The organism is Actinoalloteichus sp. AHMU CJ021 (assembly GCF_002895405.1).
In the GTDB taxonomy this organism is placed as follows: domain Bacteria; phylum Actinomycetota; class Actinomycetes; order Mycobacteriales; family Pseudonocardiaceae; genus Actinoalloteichus_B; species Actinoalloteichus_B caeruleus.
Map to the genome: position 1 here is coordinate 6,269,617 of NZ_CP025990.1, position 20,618 is coordinate 6,290,234.

The window sequence follows — 20,618 nt, forward strand, 5'->3', positions numbered from 1 at the left end:
TCAGGACGCTCCGAGTTCGTTGTCGATAAACGCCAGGACTTCGTCTGCCGTCGCAGAACCGAGCCGTCCCGCCACCGTCTGCTTCTCCTCGCCGTCCGCCTCGTCCCAGGCGGCCAGCAGCCCGCGCAGTCGCGCCGTCACCCGGCCACGGGCCGTCCGGTCGTCGGTGAACGCGGCGAGGCTGGCCTCCAACCGGTCCAACTCGTCGAAGACCGACGCCGGTGCCTCCTCCGCTCCGCCGACGAGCTGGGTGCGGAGGAAACCGGCGAGTGCCACTGGTGTCGGGTGGTCGAACACCAGCGTGGCGGGGAGCCGGACCCCGGTCCTCGCGGTCAGTTGGTCGCGCAGCTCCACCGCGGTGAGCGACTCGAACCCGACATCGCGGAAGGGCCGTTGGGGTTCGACCTCGTCCACACCGGTGTAACCCAGGACGCCGGCGGCCTCGGTGCGGACCACGTCGAGCAGGACCCGCTCGGCGTCGACGTCGGACAGCCCGGACAGCCTGCTGGTCAACGCCTCGGCCTGGTCCGGGTCGCCGCCGGTGTCGCCCCGGCCCGCGTCCACCGCGGCGACCTCGGGGAGCTCGGCGATCAGCTTGCTGGGCCGGGCGGCGGTGAACGCCGGGGCGAACAGCCGCCAGTCGACGTCGGCGACCAGCAGCGGCGGCTCGGCCTGGGCGACTGCCCTGGACAGGGCGGTGAGCGCTGTCGAGGCGGGCAGGCCGGGCAGGCCGCGCCGACGGAGCCACGCCACCTGCGGATCCTCCTCGGCACCGTCCTCGGCCCAGGTGCCCCAGGCGACCGACGTCGCGGGCAGACCAGCGGTCCGTCGTCGCTCGGCGAGCGCGTCGAGGTACGCGTTGGCCGCCGCGTAGGGCCCCTGGCCGGTTCCGCCCACGACACCGGCGAACGCCGAGAACAGCACGAAGGCGTCGAGGTCGAGTCCGTCGCACGCCTCGTGCAGGTTCCGGGCGCCCAGCAGTTTGGCGCGCAGGGCGGCCGAGAACCGTTCGGTGCCGAGCGTGTCGAGCAGCCCGTTGTCCAGGGTTCCGGCGGCGTGCACCACGGCCCGCACCGGTTCCCCGTCGTCCGCGCCGCGTACCGCCGCAGTCAGGGCGTCCAGGTCGCCGACGTCGGTGGCGAGGAAGGTGACCCGTGCCCCCGTGGCGACGAGGGCGTCGCGCAGTTCGGCTGCGCCCGGCGCGGATTCGCCCCGCCGGCTGAGCAGCACCAGGTGCGTGGCGCCGTGCTCGGCCAGCCACCGGGCCACCCGGCCCCCGATCGCGCCGGTGCCCCCGGTGACGAGGACCTTCCCGGTCGGTTCCCAGCCCGCCGCGCCGCCGCCCGGTGCCCGGCGCAACCTGCGCGCGAGCACACCGACCGGTCGGACGGCCAGCTGGTCCTCCCCGGCCGATTCGGCGAGCAGCGCCGCCAACCGGGTTCCCGCCCGCTCGTCCGGGGCCGGCGGGAGGTCCACGAGACCGCCCCAGCGGTCGGGGTTCTCCAGGGCGGCCACCCGGCCCAGACCCCACACGGCGGCCTGCGCCGGGCGGGGAGCGGGTTCCGAGGCGCCCGTCGACACGGCCCCCTGGGTGAGGGACCACGCGCGGGCGGTCAGCCCGGCCTCACCGAGCGCCTGGAGCAGTACCAGCGTGGCGGCCACTCCGAAGGGGGCCTCCGGGGCGTCCGGCAGCGGTTCCTCGTCGAGCGCGAGGAGCGACACGATCCCCTCGGGCGGTTCGTCGAGGGCGCGCAGCCGTCGCGCGAGGTGGGCCCGGTCGAGGTCGGTGGCACCGACGGACACCTCCTCCACCAGGGCACCGTGGTCGCGCAGTGCCCGGCCGGTGAGGTCGACGAGTTCGTCGTTCGCCCTGGCGCCGGGGACGACGAGGAGCCACGTCCCGGTCAACCGTCCGTCGGAGGCCGGCGAGATCGGCTGCCAGTCGGGCCGGTACCGCCAGGAGTCCAGGGTGGACCGCTCACCGCGCGCCCGGTGCCAGGCGGTCAGCGCGGGCAGCACCGCGCCGAGCGAGGCCTGGGCGGACTCGTCGGCGAGCTCGAGGGTGCTCGCGAGGCCGCTGAGGTCCGCGTTCTCGACGGCCGTCCAGAACGGCGAGTCGAGCGCGGCCTCCCCATCGGTCGGGGTGGCGGTGGGGGTGGGCCAGTACCGGGCGCGTTGGAACGCGTAGGTCGGCACGTCCAGTGCCCACGCGGCCCGGGCGTCCTGCCCACCGAACACCGACGACCAGTCGAGGTCGACACCGTGCGCGTACGCCTCGACGAGGGAGGTGAGGAACCGGTGTTGACCACCCTCACCCCGGCGCAGGGTGCCGACGGCGACCGCGTCGACCTCGGCGTCGGCGAACACCTCACCCAGGCCGACGGTCAACACCGGGTGCGGGCTGACCTCGACGAACACCCCGTGCCCGTCGTCGAGCGCTGACCGCACCGCGGCCTGGAACTCGACGGTGGACCGCAGGTTGCGGTACCAGTAGCCGGCGTCCATGCCGCTGGTGTCGAGCCGCTGGCCGGTGAGCGTGGAGTAGCAGGGCACTCGCCCCGGGCCGGGGCTGATCCCGGCCAGGGCGCTCACCAGTTCGCTCTCGATCTCGTCCACCTGCGGGGAGTGCGAGGCGTAGTCGACGGCGATGCGCCTGGTCCGGACGTCGTCGGCGGCGCACGCCTCGGCCAGCTCGTCCAGCGCGCCAGGTTCGCCAGTGACGACGACCAACCGGGGCCCGTTGACGGCGGCGACCGACAGCCGGTCCGCCCACGGCGCGATCCGGTCGCGGACGGCGTCGGCGGTCTCCCACACCGACATCATCCCGCCGCGTCCGGACAGGGCGACCAACGCGGCGCTGCGGAGCGCGACCACCTTCGCCGCGTCCGCCAGGGACAGGGCACCGCTCACGCAGGCGGCGGCGATCTCCCCCTGGGAATGGCCGATGACGGCGGCCGGTTCCACCCCGTGCGCGCGCCAGAGCCGAGCCAGGGCCACCATCACGGTGAACAGCACGGGTTGTGTCCGGTCCACCCGGTCGTCACCGGCCCCGTCCTCGTCGGTGCCGCCCGAGGAGAGCACGTCCAGCACCGACCAGCCGAGGTGTTCGGCCAACGCGTCCGAGCAGGCCTGGACCTCCGCGCGGAACACCGGGGACGAGGCCAGCAGATCGGCGGCCATGCCCATCCACTGCGATCCCTGGCCGGGGAAGACGAACACCGGCCTGGGCGCCGGAACGGTCCGGCCCCGGACGATGCCGGGTGCCTTCCCCCCGTCGATCACCCGGTCGAGCGCGGCGAGGGCCTCGGACCGGTTCGCGACCACCACGCCCGCCCGGTGGTCCAGCCTCGCCCGCCCCGCTGAGAGGGCGTGGCCGAGGGCGGCGAGGGGGATGTCCTCGTGATCGCGCAGGTAGGACCGGAGCCGCCTGGCCTGTGCGGTGACGGTGTCCCGGGTCCGGCCGGAGAACACGAGCGGCACGTGGGTGGCGGTGACGGCCGGGGTTCCCGCGACCGGCGCCTCCGGGAGGTCCGGGGCCTGTTCGAGGATGGCGTGCGCGTTGGTGCCGCTCAGCCCGAACGCGGAGACGGCGGCCCGGCGGGGCCGAGCGGTGTCCGGCCACGGGACCTGCTCGGTGAGCAGGTCGACGTCGCCGGCCGACCAGTCCACCCTCGAGGACCGCGGGTCGGCGTGCAGTGTCCTGGGCAGCGCTCCGTGCTGGAGGGCGAGCACCATCTTCATCACGCCGGCGACGCCCGCCGCGGCCTGGGTGTGCCCGATGTTGGACTTCACCGAACCCAGCAGCAGCGGCCGCTCCCGGTCCTGCCCGTAGGTGGCGAGCACCGCCTGCGCCTCGATCGGGTCACCGAGCGCGGTGCCGGTCCCGTGCGCCTCGACGACGTCGACGTCGCGCGTGGCCAGACCCGCGTTGGCGAGGGCGTGCCGGATCACCCGTTGTTGGGAGGGCCCGTTCGGGGCGGTGAGCCCGTTGGAGGCACCGTCCTGGTTCACGGCGGAACCCCGCAACACCGCCAACACCCGGCGGCCGTGGCGTCGGGCGTCGGAGAGGCGTTCCACGAGGAGCATCCCGACTCCCTCCGACCAGCCGGCGCCGTCGGCGCCCTCACCGAACGCCTTGCACCGGCCGTCGGCGGACAACGCGCCCTGCGCGCCGAGTTCGAGGAACGCGCCCGGCGTGGACATGACGGTGACGCCGCCGGCCAGGGCGAGGGTGCACTCCCCCGCCCGCAGGGCCTGCGCCGCCAGGTGCAGGGCCACCAGCGAGGACGAGCAGGCGGTGTCCACCGACACCGCCGGGCCCTCGAACCCGAAGGAGTAGGCGACTCTCCCCGAGATGATGCTGGCGTTGTTGCCGGTCGCGAGGTGGCCTTCGCCGCTGTCGGACGAGCCGAGCACCAGGCCGACGTAGTCCTGACCGTTGGTGCCGGCGAAGACACCGGTGCGGCTGCCCCGCAGGCCCGCCGGATCGATCCCGGCGTGTTCGAGGCTCTCCCAGGTGGCTTCCAGCAGCAACCGCTGCTGCGGGTCCATCGCCAGGGCCTCGCGCGGCGAGATGCCGAAGAACCCGGCGTCGAACTCCGGGGCGTCGTAGAGGAAGCCGCCTTCCCGGACCGGGCTGGTGCCGGGGCCGTCGTCCGCGTGGAGACGGCCGAGGTCCCATCCCCGGTCGCCGGGGAACGGTCCGATGGCGTCCGTCCCCTCGGTGAGCAACCGCCAGAACTCCTCCGGCGAGGAGACCCCTCCGGGGAACCGGCAGCTCATGCCGATGATGGCGATCGGTTCGTCGGGCCGGGCCGGCACCGGGGTGTCGTCGGCCGCCCGCGGCGTGGTGCCGAGCAGTTCCGCGAGCAGGAACTCGGCCAGGGCCACCGGGGTCGGGTAGTCGAACACCAGTGTCGCCGGCAGTCGCGCACCGGTCGCGGCGTCGAGGCGGTTGCGGAACTCGACGGCGGTGAGCGAGTCGAATCCCATCTCCGCGAACGCCCTGGTGACCTCGACCGCCTGCGCGGTTCCGTGGCCGAGGACGGCGGCGGCCTGGTCGCGCACCAGGTCCAGGACGACGGTGGCGCGTTCCTCCTGCGGCGTCGCCGCGAGACGGCGGGTCAGGGACGATCCGCTCGCCGTTCCGGCGCGTCTCCTGCCGGCGGCGACCGGGACCAGCTCACCGAACAGGGGCGGCAGGGGTTCGACGGCGGCCCGGGCCCGCAGGGCGGGCAGGTCCAACCTCGCCGGGACCAGCGCGGCCCGGTCCACCGTGGCCGCGGCGTCGAGCAGGGCCAGGCCCTGCTCCACGGACAGCGGGGGCAGGCCGGCCCTGGCCATCCGGGTGGCCTCGGCGTCGGCGAGCCGTCCCGCCATGCCCCCATCGGCCCAGGGCCCCCAGGCGAGGGACCGGGCGGGGAGCCCGCTGGCCCTGCGGTGCTGGGCGAGGCCGTCGAGGAACGCGTTCGCCGCGGCGTAGTTGGCCTGGCCCAGCGCGCCGAGAACCCCGGAGGCCGAGGAGAACACGGTGAACAGGGACAGGTCGAGGTCACGGGTCAGCTCGTGCAGGTTCCACGCGCCGTCGACCTTGGGGCGCAGCACGGCGCTCACCCGCTCGGCGTCCAACGAGGCCAGCATCCCGTCGGCCAGCACACCGGCGGTGTGGACGACCCCGGTGAGGGGCCGCTCGGCCGGTACCCGCTCGAGCGCGCCCGCGAGGGCGTCGCGGTCCGCGACGTCGCAGGCGACGACCTGTGCCGTGGTTCCCAGCTCCCGCAGGTCGGCGAGGAGTTCCACCGTTCCGGGCGCCGAGGTTCCCCGCCGGCTGACGAGCAGCAGGTTGGGCACCCCTGACATGGCCAGGTGCCGGGCGACGAGCGTGGCGAGAGCGCCGCCGGCGCCGGTGACGAGGACCGTGCCGTGCCGGGTCTCCGGTACCACCGACTCGGAGGTGGAGGTGACGAGCCTGGGTACGAGGAGCTGCCCGTCCCGGATCGCGACCTGCGGTTCGCCGGAGGCGAGCACGGCCGGTAGCCGTTCGGCGTCACCGTCGACACCCAGGTCGACCAGCACGAGGCGCCCGGGGTTCTCGGTCTGGGCCGACCGGACGAGGCCCCACGCCGCGGCGGCGGGCAGGTCGGTGATGTCGGCTTCCGGTGTCGTCGCGACCGCGCCCCGCGTCAGCACCACCAGCCGCGCGGCGCGGAGGCGGTCGTCGGCCAGCCACTCCCGCAGGGTGCCCAGCAGCGCGGAGACGGCGTCGTGGGTCGCTCCGACGACGGCTGCCCCTGGCGTGGTGACCGAGGTGACCACCACGTCGGGGATGGTCTCCCGCGCGGCGAGGTCGGCCAGGTCGGCGTGACGTCCGGCGGCCGACGTGGGCAGTGGCGTGCCATCGCCCAGGACCGCCCACACGAGGTCCTCGTCGCCGTCGGTCGCGGACCGCGGTGACCAGCCGACCTCGTGGAGCGCCGCGCCGGTGCCGTCGGCGGGGGAGGCCGCGAGCAGTTCCTCGGGGACGGGCGTGGCCGAGGTGACCTGGTCCACCGTGACCACGGGCAGACCGGTGTCGTCGGCCGCGAACAAGGAGAATCCCTGGTCCCGCCGGGAGATCCGGACCCGCAGCGCCCGGGCGCCCACGGCGTGGGCGCTGACCCCGGTCCAGTCGAGGGGAAGCGCGTCGAGGTCACCGCCGAGCAGGCGGCTGCCCTGCGCGGCGGCGTCGAGCAACGCGGGGTGCACGGTGAAGCCCTCGACCGGGGTGTCCTCGGGGAGGGTGACCTCGACGAGGACCGTCGTCTCGTCGCCGGCCGGGCGCCAAGCCGCGCGCAGTCCCCGGAACAGCGGACCGTGGGCCACGCCCACGTCGGCGAGACGTTCGTAGTGGTCGTCGAGGCTGACGGGGACCGCACCGGGCGGTGGCCAGTCGGCCAGGGCCACCTCGGGCGTGTCCGACTCGCCGGTGAGCGTCGCGGTGGCATGGCGCACCCACTCGTCGTTCCGGTACGAGTGCAGTTCGGCCCTTCGGTCCCCGTCCTCCCCGGTGGCGCCCACGGCGAGTTGGAACCGGACGGAGCCGGACTCCGGCACCACCAGGGGTCGCTCCACGGTCACGTCCGCCAGCCTCGGTGCGCCCACCTGGTGGCCGACGTGCAACAGGAGGTCCGCCAGCAGGGCCGTGGGCACCGCTGCCACCCCGTGGACGGAGTGGTCGGCCAGCCAGGGGTGCGCCGAGACCGCCAGCACCCCGGTGAACACCCGTTCGCCGGCGCCGGCGAGTTCGACGTCCGCGCCGAGGAGCGGGTGGTCGACGTCGCCCAGGCCGGCCGAGGTGACCGCGCCGGCCGGGTGCTCGGCCGCGCTCAGCCAGTAGCGTTCGTGTTGGAAGGCGTACGTGGGCAGGTCGGTGCGCCGGGCTCCGGAACCGGCGAAGTAGGCGGCCCAGTCCACGTCCCGGCCGTGCACGTGGGTCGTGGCGAGCCCGGTGACGAGGGTCTCCGGTTCGTCCCGGCCCCTGCGCAGGGCGGGCGCGAACACCGCGCCCGGCAGGGTGTCCGTCCCGAGGGCCGCGAGCCCCCCGTCGGGACCGAGTTCCAGGAACGTGGTCACCCCGAGGTCGTCGAGGCTTCGCAGGGCGTCGGAGAACCGGACGGTCTCCCGCACCTGGCGGACCCAGTACTCGGGGTCCCGGACCTCGGTGTCGGCGACGTGGCCCGTCACGGTCGACACCAGCGGCAGGCGGGGCTCCGCGAAGGCCAGTTCGGACACCACCGTCCGGAGTTCGGCCAGCACCGGGTCCATGCGCGGCGAGTGGAAGGCGTGGCTGACGCGGAGCCGGCGGTTCCGGCGGCCCTCGAAGCGCGTGAGCACCTCGTCCACGGCGTCCTCGTCACCGGAGAGCACCAGGGTCCCTGGTGCGTTGACCGCGGCGATGGCGACGCGGTCGTTCAGGGCGGGACGGACCTCGTCCTCGGTGGCCGCCAGGGATACCATCGCCCCACCTGGTGGCAACGCCGCCATCAGCCGCCCCCGGGTGACGACGAGGCGGCAGGCGTCGGCGAGGGAGAACACGCCTGCGACGTGGGCGGCGGCGATCTCACCGACCGAGTGGCCGAGCAGGAAGTCCGCCGTCACGCCCCACGACTCGACGAGCCGGTACAGCGCGACCTCCAGGGCGAACAGCCCTGCCTGGGTGTACTCGGTCTGGTCGAGCAGCGGTCCGCCGCCGAACACGAGCGGCGCGAGCGGGCGGTCGAGGTGCTTGTCCAGCTCCGCGCAGGTGGCGTCGAAGGCCTCGGCGAAGGTCGGGTACACCTCGTACAGGCCGCGCCCCATCCCGGAGCGCTGGGCGCCCTGCCCGGAGAACAGCAGGCCCAACCTGCCGGGCTCGGCCACTCCTCGGACCGCCCTCGGCGCGGTTGCCAGGTCCTCGAGGTCCGCCCTGTCGAGGACGACCGCGCGGTGCGGCAACGCGGACCTGGTCGCGGCGAGGGAGTACCCGACATCGACGAGGTCGGCTCCGCTGTCCTCCACGTGGGTGAGGAGACGAGCCGCCTGCGCGGTCAACGCCTCGGCCGAACGGGCGGAGAGCACCCACGGCACGACCGGGGCCGGCGCCACCGCCTCGCTCCGGTCGGGGTCCTCGGACCACGCCTCGAGGAGCACGTGGGCGTTGGTGCCGCTGATCCCGAACGACGAGACGGCGGCCCGGCGGGGCCGTCCGGTCTCGGGCCAGGTCCGCTGCTCGGTGAGCAGCGACACCGCACCGGCCTCCCAGTCGACCCGCGTCGACGGTTCGTCGACGTGCAGGGTCCTGGGCAGCACCCCGTGCCGGAGCGCCATGACCATCTTGACCAGCCCCGCGACACCCGCGGCGGCCTGGGTGTGGCCGATGTTCGACTTGATCGACCCCAGCCACAGCGGCCGGTCCGCCGGCCGGTCCTGCCCGTAGGTCGCCAGCAACGCCTGCGCCTCGATCGGGTCACCCAACGCGGTGCCCGTCCCGTGCGCCTCCACCACGTCCACCTCGGACGCCGACAACCGCGCGTTCGCCAACGCCTGCCGGATCACCCGCTGCTGGGACGGACCGTTCGGCGCCGTCAACCCGTTGGACGCACCATCGGAGTTCACGGCCGAACCGCGGACCACCGCCAGGACGCGGTGCCCGTTGCGCCGCGCGTCGGACAGCCTTTCCAGCACCAGCATCCCGGCGCCCTCGGCCCAGCCCGTGCCGTCCGCGGCCTCGGAGAACGCCTTGCACCGGCCGTCGAGGGCGAGTCCCTGTTGCGTTCCGAACTCGGCGTAGACACCGGCGTTGGTCATCACGGTGACGCCGCCGGCCAGGGCGAGGGTGCACTCCCCCGCCCGCAGGGCCTGCGCCGCCAGGTGCAGGGCCACCAGCGAGGACGAGCAGGCGGTGTCCACCGACACCGCCGGGCCCTCGAACCCGAAGGAGTAGGCGATCCTCCCCGAGATGACGCTGGTCGCGGTCCCGGTGAGCGCGTGGCCCCGCATCTGCTCGGTGCTCATCATCCCCGAGCCGTACGAGGAGTACGCGGTCCCGGCGAAGACGCCCGTGCGGCTTCCCCGCAGTCCGGACGGCCCGATGCCCGCGTGTTCCAGGCTTTCCCAGGTGGCTTCCAGCAGCAACCGCTGCTGGGGGTCCATCGCCAACGCCTCACGCGGCGAGATGCCGAAGAACCCGGCGTCGAAGTCCCCGGCTCCGGAGAGGAACCCTCCCTGGAGCGCGGGGATCTCGAGCCCGTCGGGGAGGTCCAACCGCCAGCCCCGATCGGTGGGGAGCGGGCCGACCGCGTCGCGACCGGCGAGCACGAGGCGCCACAGGTCGTCCGGGGACTCGACACCGCCGGGGAAGCGGCAGCTCATGCCGACGATCGCGATCGGCTCGTCGACGTGGACGGGCGCCGGGGTCTCCTCGTCGGTCACCGGAGCGGCGCCGAGCAGTTCCGCGAGGACGAACCCGGCCAGCACCGCCGGCGTCGGGTGGTCGAACACCAGCGTCGCCGGCAGTCGGGCACCGGTGGCGGCGCCGAGCCGGTTGCGCAGCTCGACGGCGGTGAGCGAGTCGAAACCCAGTTCCGAGAACGGCCGCGTGACGTCGATCGCCTCAGGGCTCGGGTGGCCGAGCACGGCGGCGACGTGCCCGCGCACCAGGTCGAGGACGGCGCGGTCCCGTTCGGCGGGTGGCAGTCCCGTGAGCCGGCGTGCCAGGGCCGAGTCGTCGCTGGTCTCGGCCCGCCGACGGCTGTCGACCCTGGCGAGTTCGTGCAGCACTGGTTGCAGGCCACCGGAGGAGGCGCGGCCGCGCAGCGCGGGCACGTCCAGTCCGACGGGGACGACCGCGGGGTGGGGGCCGAGGACGGCCGCGTCGAGGAGCGCGAGGCCGCGGTCCCGGGTCAGCGGCACGATTCCGGACCGGGCGACCCGACCGGAGTCGCCGTCGGCGAGCTCCCCCATCATGCCGCCGCCCGCGCTCCACGGGCCCCAGGCAGCGGAGGTCGCCACGAGACCCCGTGCTCCGCGCAGTTCGGCGAGGCCGTCGAGCACGGCGTTGGCCGCGGCGTAGTTGGCCTGGCCGGGCGCGCCGAACACTCCAGCCACGGAGGAGAACAGGACGAACAGGGACAGGTCGAGGTGTGCCGTGAGTTCGTGGAGGTGCCAGGCGGCGTCGACCTTGGGCCGCAGCACGGCGTCGAGGCGGTCCGGGGTGAGGGCGGTCACCACGCCGTCGTCGAGCAGGCCGGCGGCGTGGACGACACCGGTCAGGGGCTGCTCGGCCGGGATCCCGGCGAGCAGCTCCGCGAGCGCGTCCCGGTCGGCGACGTCGCAGGCCGCGAGGGTCACCTGGGCTCCGGTGGCGCGCAGTTCGTCCGCCAACTCGGCCATGCCGGGGGCGTCGGCGCCTCGACGGCCGGCCAGCAGGAGGCTGGGCACGTGGTGCTCGGTGACCAGGTGGCGGGCGACCAGCCCACCGAGCGCGCCGGTGGCGCCGGTGACGAGGACGGTTCCGTGGTGCGGCTCCGGCGCGGGCACGGTGAGGACGACCTTGCCGACGTGCCGTGCCTTGGCGAGGTACCGGAACGCCTCGGGTGCGCGCCGGACGTCCCAGGTCCTGACGGGCAGGGGCCGCAGCGCGCCGCGTTCGAACAGCGCCAGCACCTCCGCCAGCAGCTGGCCGATGCGTTCCGGCCCGGCCTCGACGAGGTCGAACGCGCGGTAGGAGACGCCGTCCGGGTCACGCGGGTCCGTCTTGCCCATCTCGACGAACCGGCCGCCGTCGGCGAGGAGCCGCAACGAGGCGTCGAGGAACTCGCCCGTCAGGGAGTTGAGGACCACGTCGACGCCGTCGCCGCCGCTGTTGTCGCGGAACTTCCGCTCGAACTCGACGGTGCGCGAGGAGGACAGGTGGTCGTCGTCCACCCCGAGTTCCCGCACGACGGGCCACTTCCCGGGGCTGGCGGTGGCGAACACCTCCGCCCCGAGGTGGTGGGCGAGTCGGACGGCGGCCATGCCGACGCCGCCGGCGGCGGCGTGCACGAGGACCCGCTCCCCGGCCCGCACCCCGGCGAGGTCGACGAGGGCGTAGTAGGCGGTCATGAAGGCGACCGGGGTGGCAGCCGCGTCGGTGAACGACCAGCCGTCGGGGATCCTGGCGAGCATGCGGTGGTCGGTGAGGGCCACCGGACCGAAACCTCCGGTCAGCAGGCCCATCACCCGGTCGCCGGGTGCCAGGCCGGTGACGTCGGGTCCCACGTCGAGGACCACGCCGGCGCCCTCGATGCCCATCGTGGCGTCGCCCGGGTACATGCCCAGCGCGATCAGCACGTCTCGGAAGTTCACACCGGCAGCGCGGACGCCGACGCGCACCATCCCCCCGGAGGGTGGCTCGGTGGCCTCCCGCACCGGCACCAACGCCAGGGCGTCGATGGTGCCGGCCCCAGTGGTGTCCAGGCGCCACGGCGTCGCGGCCGGAGCGCGGAGGGCCCCGGTCGTCGACGCCCGTCGCAGGCGGGGAACGAGGGCTTCGCCCTCCCGCACCGCGACCTGCGGCTCCCCGGTGGACAGCGCGGCGATCACCGAGGCGGGCGTGGCTGGGTGGGTGTCGACGTCGACGAGGACCAGCCGCCCCGGGTTCTCCGTCTGGGCTGAGCGGAGCAGCCCCCAGGCGGCGGCGCCGGCGAGGTCCGACGCGCCGTCGGGTCCGGCGCCGCCCCGGGTGACGACGGCGAGCCGCGCGGCGGCGAACCGGTCGTCGGTCAACCATTCCCGCACCAGTCGGAGCAGGGCACGGGAGCTGTCATGGACGGCGCTCACCTGGTCGGTGCCCGCCGCCTCGACCGTGACCACGACGACGTCGGGCACGGTCGTCAGCTCGGCGAGCCCGCCGTGCGCCGGCAGGCCGAGCGGGGCGAGCCAGGCGGGGTCCCCGAGCACGACGACACGCTGGTCGGCGGCCCCGTCCGGCAGGGGCAGCGGCGGCCAGGCCACCCGGAGCAACGCGTCGTCGGTCGGACCGGCGGGCTCCGGCTGCCCCTGCGGGGGCCGCAGCGCCAGGGAGTCGACCGTGGCCAACGGCTCACCCGCGACGTCGGCGACCGTCACCGAGACCCCGGAGCCGCCGGGGGTGATGCGGACCCGGGCAGCGGTGGCTCCAACGGCGGTCAGCCGCACACCCGACCACGCGAACGGGAGGCCCCACTGCCCGGAACCCGCGAGGGACAGCGGGTGGAGGGCGGCGTCCAGCAGCGCGGGGTGGATCCCGAAGCGCTCGACGCTGACGTCCTCGGGCAGGGCGACCTCGGCGAAGACCTGAGCGTCGACTCCGTCGCCGCGACGCCACGCCGCGCGCACCCCCCGGAAGGCCGGGCCGTACTCGAACCCGGCCGCGGCGAGCCCGGTGTAGAAGTCGTCCACGTCGACGGGTTCGGCACCGGCGGGTGGCCACTCCTGGAGTCCCTCGGCGACGTGGGCGGCGAGGGGTGCCAACACCCCGGTCGCGTGCTGCCGCCACTGGTCCTCGTCGTCGGTGGCGCTGGAGCTCACCCGGACCGGTCGGCGGCCGGCGCCGTCAGGGGCGCCGACGGTCACCTGGACCGCGGCGCCGCCGTGCTCGTCGAGGACAAGGGGGGCGTGCAGGGTCAGTTCCTCGAGGAGACCGCACCCCACCCGCTGTCCGGCGTGGAGGGCCAGCTCCACGAAGGCCGTCCCGGGGAGCAGGACGGATCCGAGTACGACGTGGTCGGCCAGCCACGGGTGGGAGCGTGTGGACAGCCGTCCCGTGAGGACGAGGCCGTCGGAGTCGGCCAGCGTCATGGCGGCGCCGAGCAGCGCGTGGTCGGCGGAGCGGAGTCCGAACGCGCTGGCGTCACCGGCCCAGATCGCGGTCCCGGCCGGCCAGAACCGTTCGTGTTGGAAGGCGTAGGTCGGCAGGTCCACCCGCCGGGCGTCGACGCCAGCGAAGAACGTGCCCCAGTCCACGGCGCCGCCGCGCACGTGCAGTTCGGCGAGTGCGGTGACGACCGCGCGGGGTTCCTCCCTCCCACGGCGCAGCAACGGGATCACGGGGGTGTCCACACCGGCCAGTGCCGCGAGGGCGCCGTCCGGCCCGAGCTCCAGGAAGGTCGTCACCGCCTGGTCACGCAGGGTCGCCATGCCCTCGGCGAACCGCACCGGTTCCCGGACCTGGCGCACCCAGTGCTCCGGGTCCCGCAGCTCGTCGGTGACGACGCCGCCGGTGAGGGTGGACACCACCGGGATCGTCGGCTCGGTGAGGGTGAGCCGAGCCGCCACGGCGCGGAAGTCGTCGAGCATGCCGTCCATGTGGGCCGAGTGGAACGCGTGGCTCACCCGCAGGCGGGTCGACTTCCGGTCGGGGAACCTCGACACCACGTCGGCGACGGCGTCGTCGTCGCCGGACAGCACCACGGTCCCGGGCCCGTTGACGGCCGCCAGGGAGACCCGATCGGACAGCAGCGGGGCCACTTCGGACTCGCTGGCGCGCAGCGACACCATCGCGCCACCACCGGGCAGGGCCTGCATGAGGGCCCCCCGGGCCGCGACCAGCTCGGCCGCGTCGGTGAGGGACATCGCCCCGGCCACGTGGGCGGCGGCGAGCTCACCGATCGAATGCCCGAGCACGAGGTCGGGTGTCACACCCCACGATTCGAGGAGCCTGAACAGGGCCACCTCGACGGCGAACAACCCGGCCTGGGCGTGGACCGTCTGGTCGATCAGGTCCCCGCCCTCGAACACCACGTCCCGGACGGGGCGGTCGAGGTGCCGGTCGAGTTCGGCGCACACCGCGTCGAAGGCGTCGGCGTACGTCGGGTAGGCCTCGAACAGGCCACGTCCCATCGTGGCGCGCTGGGCGCCCTGACCGGAGAAGAGGAACGCGACCCTGCCGTCGGAGGCGACGCCGCGGACCACGCCCGGCGAGGTGTCCAGGTCGGCGAGGGCAGCCTCGTCGAAGACGACCGCACGGTGCGGCAGGGCCGCCCGGCTGGTCGCCAGGGAGTAGGCCACGTCCACCCGATCCGGTTCCTGGTCCTGGACGTGGGCCAGCAGCCGACGTGCCTGGTCGGCGAGGGCAGCCGGGGACTTCGCCGACAGCAGCCAGGGCACGACGGGAGGCGCTGGCGCCTCCGCTCGGGGTTTCTCGGCTTCCCGGGGCGGCGACTCCACGATGACGTGCGCGTTGGTGCCACTGACGCCGAACGCGGACACGGCGGCCCGACGGGGCTCACCGGTCTCCGGCCACGGGACTTGCTCGGTCAACAGCGCGACGGCACCGGACGACCAGTCGACGTGCGAGGTGGGAGCGTCGATGTGGAGGCTCCTCGGCAGCATGCCGTGCCGCATGGCCATCACCATCTTGATGACGCCACCGACACCGGCCGCGGCCTGGGCGTGCCCGATGTTGGACTTCAGCGACCCCAGCCACAACGGACGGTCCTCGTCCCGGTCCTGACCGTAGCTGGCGAGCACGGCCTGCGCCTCGATGGGATCGCCGAGGACCGTGCCGGTGCCGTGCGCCTCCACCGCGTCGACCTGGGTGGGTGACAGACCCGCGTCGGCCAGTGCCTGGCGGATGACCCGCTGCTGGGAGGGCCCGTTCGGCGCGGTCAGCCCGTTGGACGCTCCGTCGGAGTTCACCGCCGAGCCGCGCAGCACGGCGAGGACCGGGTGGCCGAGGCGTCGCGCGTCGGAGAGCCGTTCGACGAGCAGGACGCCGACCCCCTCAGCCCAGCCGGTGCCGTCGGCGGCTTCCCCGAAGGACTTGCACCGGCCGTCGGGTGCCAGTCCTCGCTGCCGGCTGAAGTCGACGAAGGTGGACGGGGTGGCCATCACCGTCACACCACCGGCGAGCGCCATCGAACACTCCCCCGCCCGCAGGGCGCGCGCGGCGAGGTGGAGCGCGACCAGCGACGAGGAGCACGCGGTGTCGACGGTGACGGCGGGTCCCTGGAGACCGAAGGTGTAGGAGACGCGGCCGGAGACGACGCTCGCGGCGTTGCCCGTGCCGAGGTAGCCCTCGAGTGCGTCCGGGGACATCGCCAGGAGGGACGGGTAGTCCTGACCGTTGGTGCCCACGAACACACCGGTGGTGCTGCCGTCCGCCGTCACGGGGTCGATGCCGGCCCGTTCGAACACCTCCCAGGTGGCCTCCAGCAGGATCCGCTGCTGCGGGTCCATCGCCAGCGCCTCGCGGGGGGAGATCCCGAAGAAGTCGGGGTCGAACCGGGTGGCGCCGTCGAGGAAGCCGCCTTCCCGGCAGTACGTCGTGCCGGGCTGGTCCGGGTCCTCGTCGTACAGGCGCTCGACGTCCCAGCCCCGGTCGGTCGGGAACTCGCCGACGGCGTCCGTCCCGTCGGCCACCAGCCGCCACAGGTCCTCCGGCGAGGACACCCCGCCGGGGTAGCGACAGCTCATGGCGACGATCGCGATGGGCTCGTCATCCGCGCCACGCGGCGGGGCGACGGGGACGTCAACCGGGTCGGCGCCGAACACGATGTCGCGAAGACCCTGGGCAAGGACCTCCGGGGTGGGGTAGTCGAACACCAACGTCGCCGGCAGGGACAACCCCGTGACCGCCGTCAACCGACCCCGCAACTCCACCGCGGTCAACGAATCGAAACCCATCTCCCGGAACGCCTGCCCCGACTCCACCCCCTCCACCGAGGCATGACCCAACACCCCCGCCGCCTCCGACCGCACCAACTCCACCAACAACCGCCGCTGCTCCTCCACCCCCATCCCCACCAGACGAGCCCGCAACACCGACGACTGCTCCTCATCCGGCTCACCACCACCCACCCGCTCCAACGCCGCCACCGCCACCGGCAACTCCCCGATCAACGGCCACACCCGCGACGCCGCGTACGCCGGAGCGAACCGCTCCCACTCCACCTCCGCCACCGCCACCACCGCGTCACCCTCGACCACCGCCTGCCGCAACCCCACCACCGCCAACTCCGCCGGCATCGCCGGCAGACCATGCCGCAACAGGTGCTCCCCCGCAGCACCCTCAGCCATCCCACCCTCAGCCCAGGGACCCCACGCCACCGCCGTGGCCACCAACCCCCGCTGCCGACGCCGCACCGCCACCGCATCCAGATACGCGTTCGCCGCCGCGTAGGCACCCTGACCGCCACTACCCCAAATACTGGCGATCGAGGAGAACAACACGAACGCGTCCAACTCCCGACCAGCGAACACCGCGTCCAGGTTCGCCGCGCCCAGCACCTTGGCCCGCAGGACGTGAACGAACTCCTCCCCGGTGATCTCGGGCAACGGGGTCAACTGCCCGACCCCGGCGGTGTGGACCACCGCCCGCACCGGACTGCCCCCGCTGTCCACCTCCGAGACCAACTCGGCCAAGGCCTGCCGGTCGGTCACGTCGCACCGGAGGACCTCGACGTCCACACCGGTGGCGGCCAGTTCCTCCCGCAACTCCACCGCGCCGGGCGCGGAGGGGCCCCGACGGCTGGCCAGCACGACCCGGTCCACACCGGCGCTGGTGGCCCACCGGGCCACGTGCGTGGCCAACGCCCCGGTGCCCCCGGTGATCAGGATGGTGTCCCGCAGGGCCAGTGCCGCACCGGGCCGGGTGGCGGGTGCGTGGACCAGGCGGCGGGCCAGGACCCCGGTGGGACGCAGGGCGATCTGGTCCTCGGTGCCGGTCAGGACCGTGCTGATCCGGTCCAAGGCCCGGTCGTCGAGGGTGGGGGGCAGGTCGATCAGGCCGCCCCACCGGCCGGGTTGTTCCAGGCCGATGACCCGGCCCAGGCCCCAGATCTGGGCCTGGACGGGGCTGTGGAGGGGGTCGGACGGGCCGGTGGAGACCGCTCCGGTGGTCAGGCACCACACGGGGCTGGGCCAGTCGATGTCGTGCAGGGCCTGGGCCAGGGCCAGGGTGGTGATCAGTCCGGTGGGGATCTCGGGGAGTTCGGGCAGGCAGTCCTCGCTCATGCCGAGCAGGGACAGGATCCCGGCTGGTTCGGGGTGCTCGGCCAGGACAGCACCGAGTTCCCGGGTGAACCCGGCCCGGTCCAGCCCCGACTCCCCCACGAGCAGTGGCACGAAACGGGCTCCGCGCCGGGCCAACCCCGCCACGACCGGGTGATCCAGTTGATCCGACGAGCCGATGAGCAGCCAGGTGCCCGCCAGCTCGGATCGGGTGTTGACGCTCAACGGCCGCCAGTCCACGCCGTACCGCCACCCGTCGACGACGGACAGTTCGCGGTGTTCCCGCCGCCAGGACGACAGTTTCGGCAGCACCTCACGCAACGGCTGGTCGCCGTCGAGGTCCAGGCCGTCGGCCAAGCCGGACAGGTCGGAACGGTCGACGGCCTCCCAGAACCGCGCGTCCTCCTCGGTGAGCTGCCGGGCATCGGTCTCGCCGGACGGGGCGGTGACGACCGGCCAGTAGCGTTCGCGTTGGAACGGGTAGGTCGGCAGGTCCACCCGCCCCGCACCCGTCCCCACGAAACAGGCACCCCAGTCCACGGGCATGCCCGTCACCCACAACGACGCCAACGCCCCCACCACCGTCTCCGGTTCGGGGCGGTCCCGGCGCAACACCGGAACGAACACACCCTCGGGGGCGCAGTCCTGCCCCATCGCCGAGAGCACCCCGTCCGGACCCAACTCCAGGAACCGGGACACCCCCACCCCGCCCAGCGCGGCCATGCCCTCGGCGAACCGGACGGTCTCCCGGACCTGCCGTACCCAGTACTCCGGGTCACACCACCCAGTCCCGGCCAGTGCACCGGTCACCGTGGACACCACCGGCACCACCGGCTCCCGGAACACCACCGAGGAGAGCACCGCCCGGTACTCCGCCAGCATCGGGTCCATCAACCCGGAGTGGAAGGCGTGACTGACCCGCAACCACCGCACCCGACGGTCACCCAACCGGTCCACCACCCCGGCCACCGCCGAGCGCTCACCGGAGAGCACCACCGCCGTCGGGCCGTTCACCGCCGCCAGCGACACCCCCGCCCCCACCAACAGGGGAATGATCTCGTCCTCGGTGGCCTCCACCGCCACCATCGCCCCACCCTCGGGTAGGGCCTGCATCAACCGGCCCCGTGCCGCCACCACCCGAGCGGCATCGGGCAGGTCCCACACCCCGGCCACGTGCGCCGCGGCCAGCTCCCCGATGGAATGACCCAGCAGGGAGTCCGGGACCACCCCCCAGGACTCGATCAACCGGAACAGGGCCACCTGCAGGGCGAACAACCCCGCCTGGGCGTACACCGTCCGATCCAGAACCCCAGCATCACCGTCGTCGTGGAAGACGGTGTCGCGGATCGGGCGGTCGAGGTGCCGGTCGAGTTCGGCGCACACCGCGTCGAAGGCCTCGGCGAACACCGGGAACGCCTCGGCCAGTTCCCGGCCCATTCCGGGGCGTTGCGAGCCCTGACCGGTGAACAACACCGCGGACTTGCCCGGGGCGACCACCCCGCGCACCACCGACGGGCCGGACAGGTCGGACAGCGCCGACGGGTCGAGCACGACCGCCCGGTGGCTCAGCGCCGCCCGGGTCGTCGCGAGGGACGCCCCGATGTCGAGCCGCCCGGCATCCGAGCTCTCCCAGAGCTGGGCGAGTCGGGTGGTCTGCGCGGTCAGGGCCTCATCCGACTTCGCCGAGAGCACCCAGGGCACGACCGGCAGCGCCCTGGTCGCGGTCTCCACCTCGACCACCGCCGGCGGAGCCGACTCCAGGATCACGTGGGCGTTGGTGCCGCTGATCCCGAACGAGGACACCCCAGCACGCCTCGGCTCCCCCGTCTCCGGCCACGGGACCGGGTCGGTGAGCAGGGACACCGACCCCGCGGTCCAGTCCACCTCGGACGAGGGCGTCTCGGCGTGCAGGGTTCTCGGCAGGGTGCCGTGGCGCAACGCCAGCACCATCTTCATGACACCGGCGATGCCCGCCGCGGCCTGGGTGTGGCCGATGTTCGACTTCACCGAACCCAGCCACAGCGGGCGTTCCCGGTTCCTGCCGTAGGTGGCGAGCAGCGCCTGCGCCTCGATCGGGTCACCCAACGCGGTCCCGGTGCCGTGCCCCTCCACGGCGTCGACCTGGTCGACGCTCAGCCGGGCGTTGGCCAGGGCCTGGCGGATCACCCGCTGCTGTGAGGGACCGTTCGGCGCGGTCAGCCCGTTGGACGCACCGTCGGAGTTCACCGCGGAGCCGCGCAGGACGGCCAGGACGGGGTGGCCGTTGGCCACGGCGTCGGACAGCCGCTCGACGAGCACCACACCCGCGCCCTCACCCATGCCCATGCCGTCCGCACCGTCGGCGTAGGCCTTGCAGCGGCCGTCCGAGGCGAGACCGCGCTGACGCGCGAACTCGAGGATGCCGCCCGGGCCCGCCATGACGGTGACCCCGCCGGCGAGGGCCATCTCGCACTCGCCAGCCCGCAGGGCCTGCGCGGCGAGGTGCAGTGCCACCAGGGAGGACGAGCACGCCGTATCGATGGTGACAGCGGGGCCGTCCAGGTCGAAGGTGTAGGCGATCCGCCCAGAGAGGACGGAGGTCACGTTGCCGGTCAGGACGTGCCCCTCGGAGCCCGACGCCCCCTCCGGCATGCCGTACCCCTGGGTGGAGGCACCGACGAAGACCCCGGTCGTGCTACCACGCACCGCGTCCATCGGGATACCCGCGCGCTCGAAGGCCTCCCAGGATGTCTCCAACAGCAGCCGCTGCTGGGGATCCATCGCGACGGCCTCGCGGGGGGAGATCCCGAAGAAGCCGGGGTCGAAGTCCGTCGCGTCGTAGAGGAAACCGCCCTCCACCGCGTACGTCCTGCCCGGCTTGCCCGGCTCGGGGTCGTACAACGCCTCGAGGTCCCACCCCCGGTCGACGGGGAACCCGGAGACCGCGTCGGTGCCGTCGGAGAGCAGCCGCCACAGTTCCTCCGGGGTGGTGACGCCCCCCGGGTAGCGGCAGCTCATCGCGACGATCGCGATGGGCTCCGGCGCCTTCTCCGACGCGGCCCGCAGCCGTTGACGGGTCTGCTGGAGCTCGGCGACCACGCGCGTCAGGTAATCGCGAAGTTTCTGTTCATCCGCCATGGAAACGCCGCTCC

General features: G+C 74.0%; 1 protein-coding gene. It reads right to left on the reverse strand.

What is annotated here, in order from left to right; translation table 11 throughout:
• Complete coding sequence (locus tag C1701_RS25770) at positions 1-20,604, reverse strand: type I polyketide synthase (protein WP_103056811.1); 20,604 nt, start codon at positions 20,602-20,604, stop codon at positions 1-3.
• Between the last annotated feature and the right edge of the window lie 14 nt (positions 20,605-20,618).

Excerpts from the sequence above, each read along its gene's own strand:
- C1701_RS25770 (WP_103056811.1), bottom strand. The coding sequence starts at position 20,604 with ATGGCGGATGAACAGAAACTTCGCGATTACCTGACGCGCGTGGTCGCC.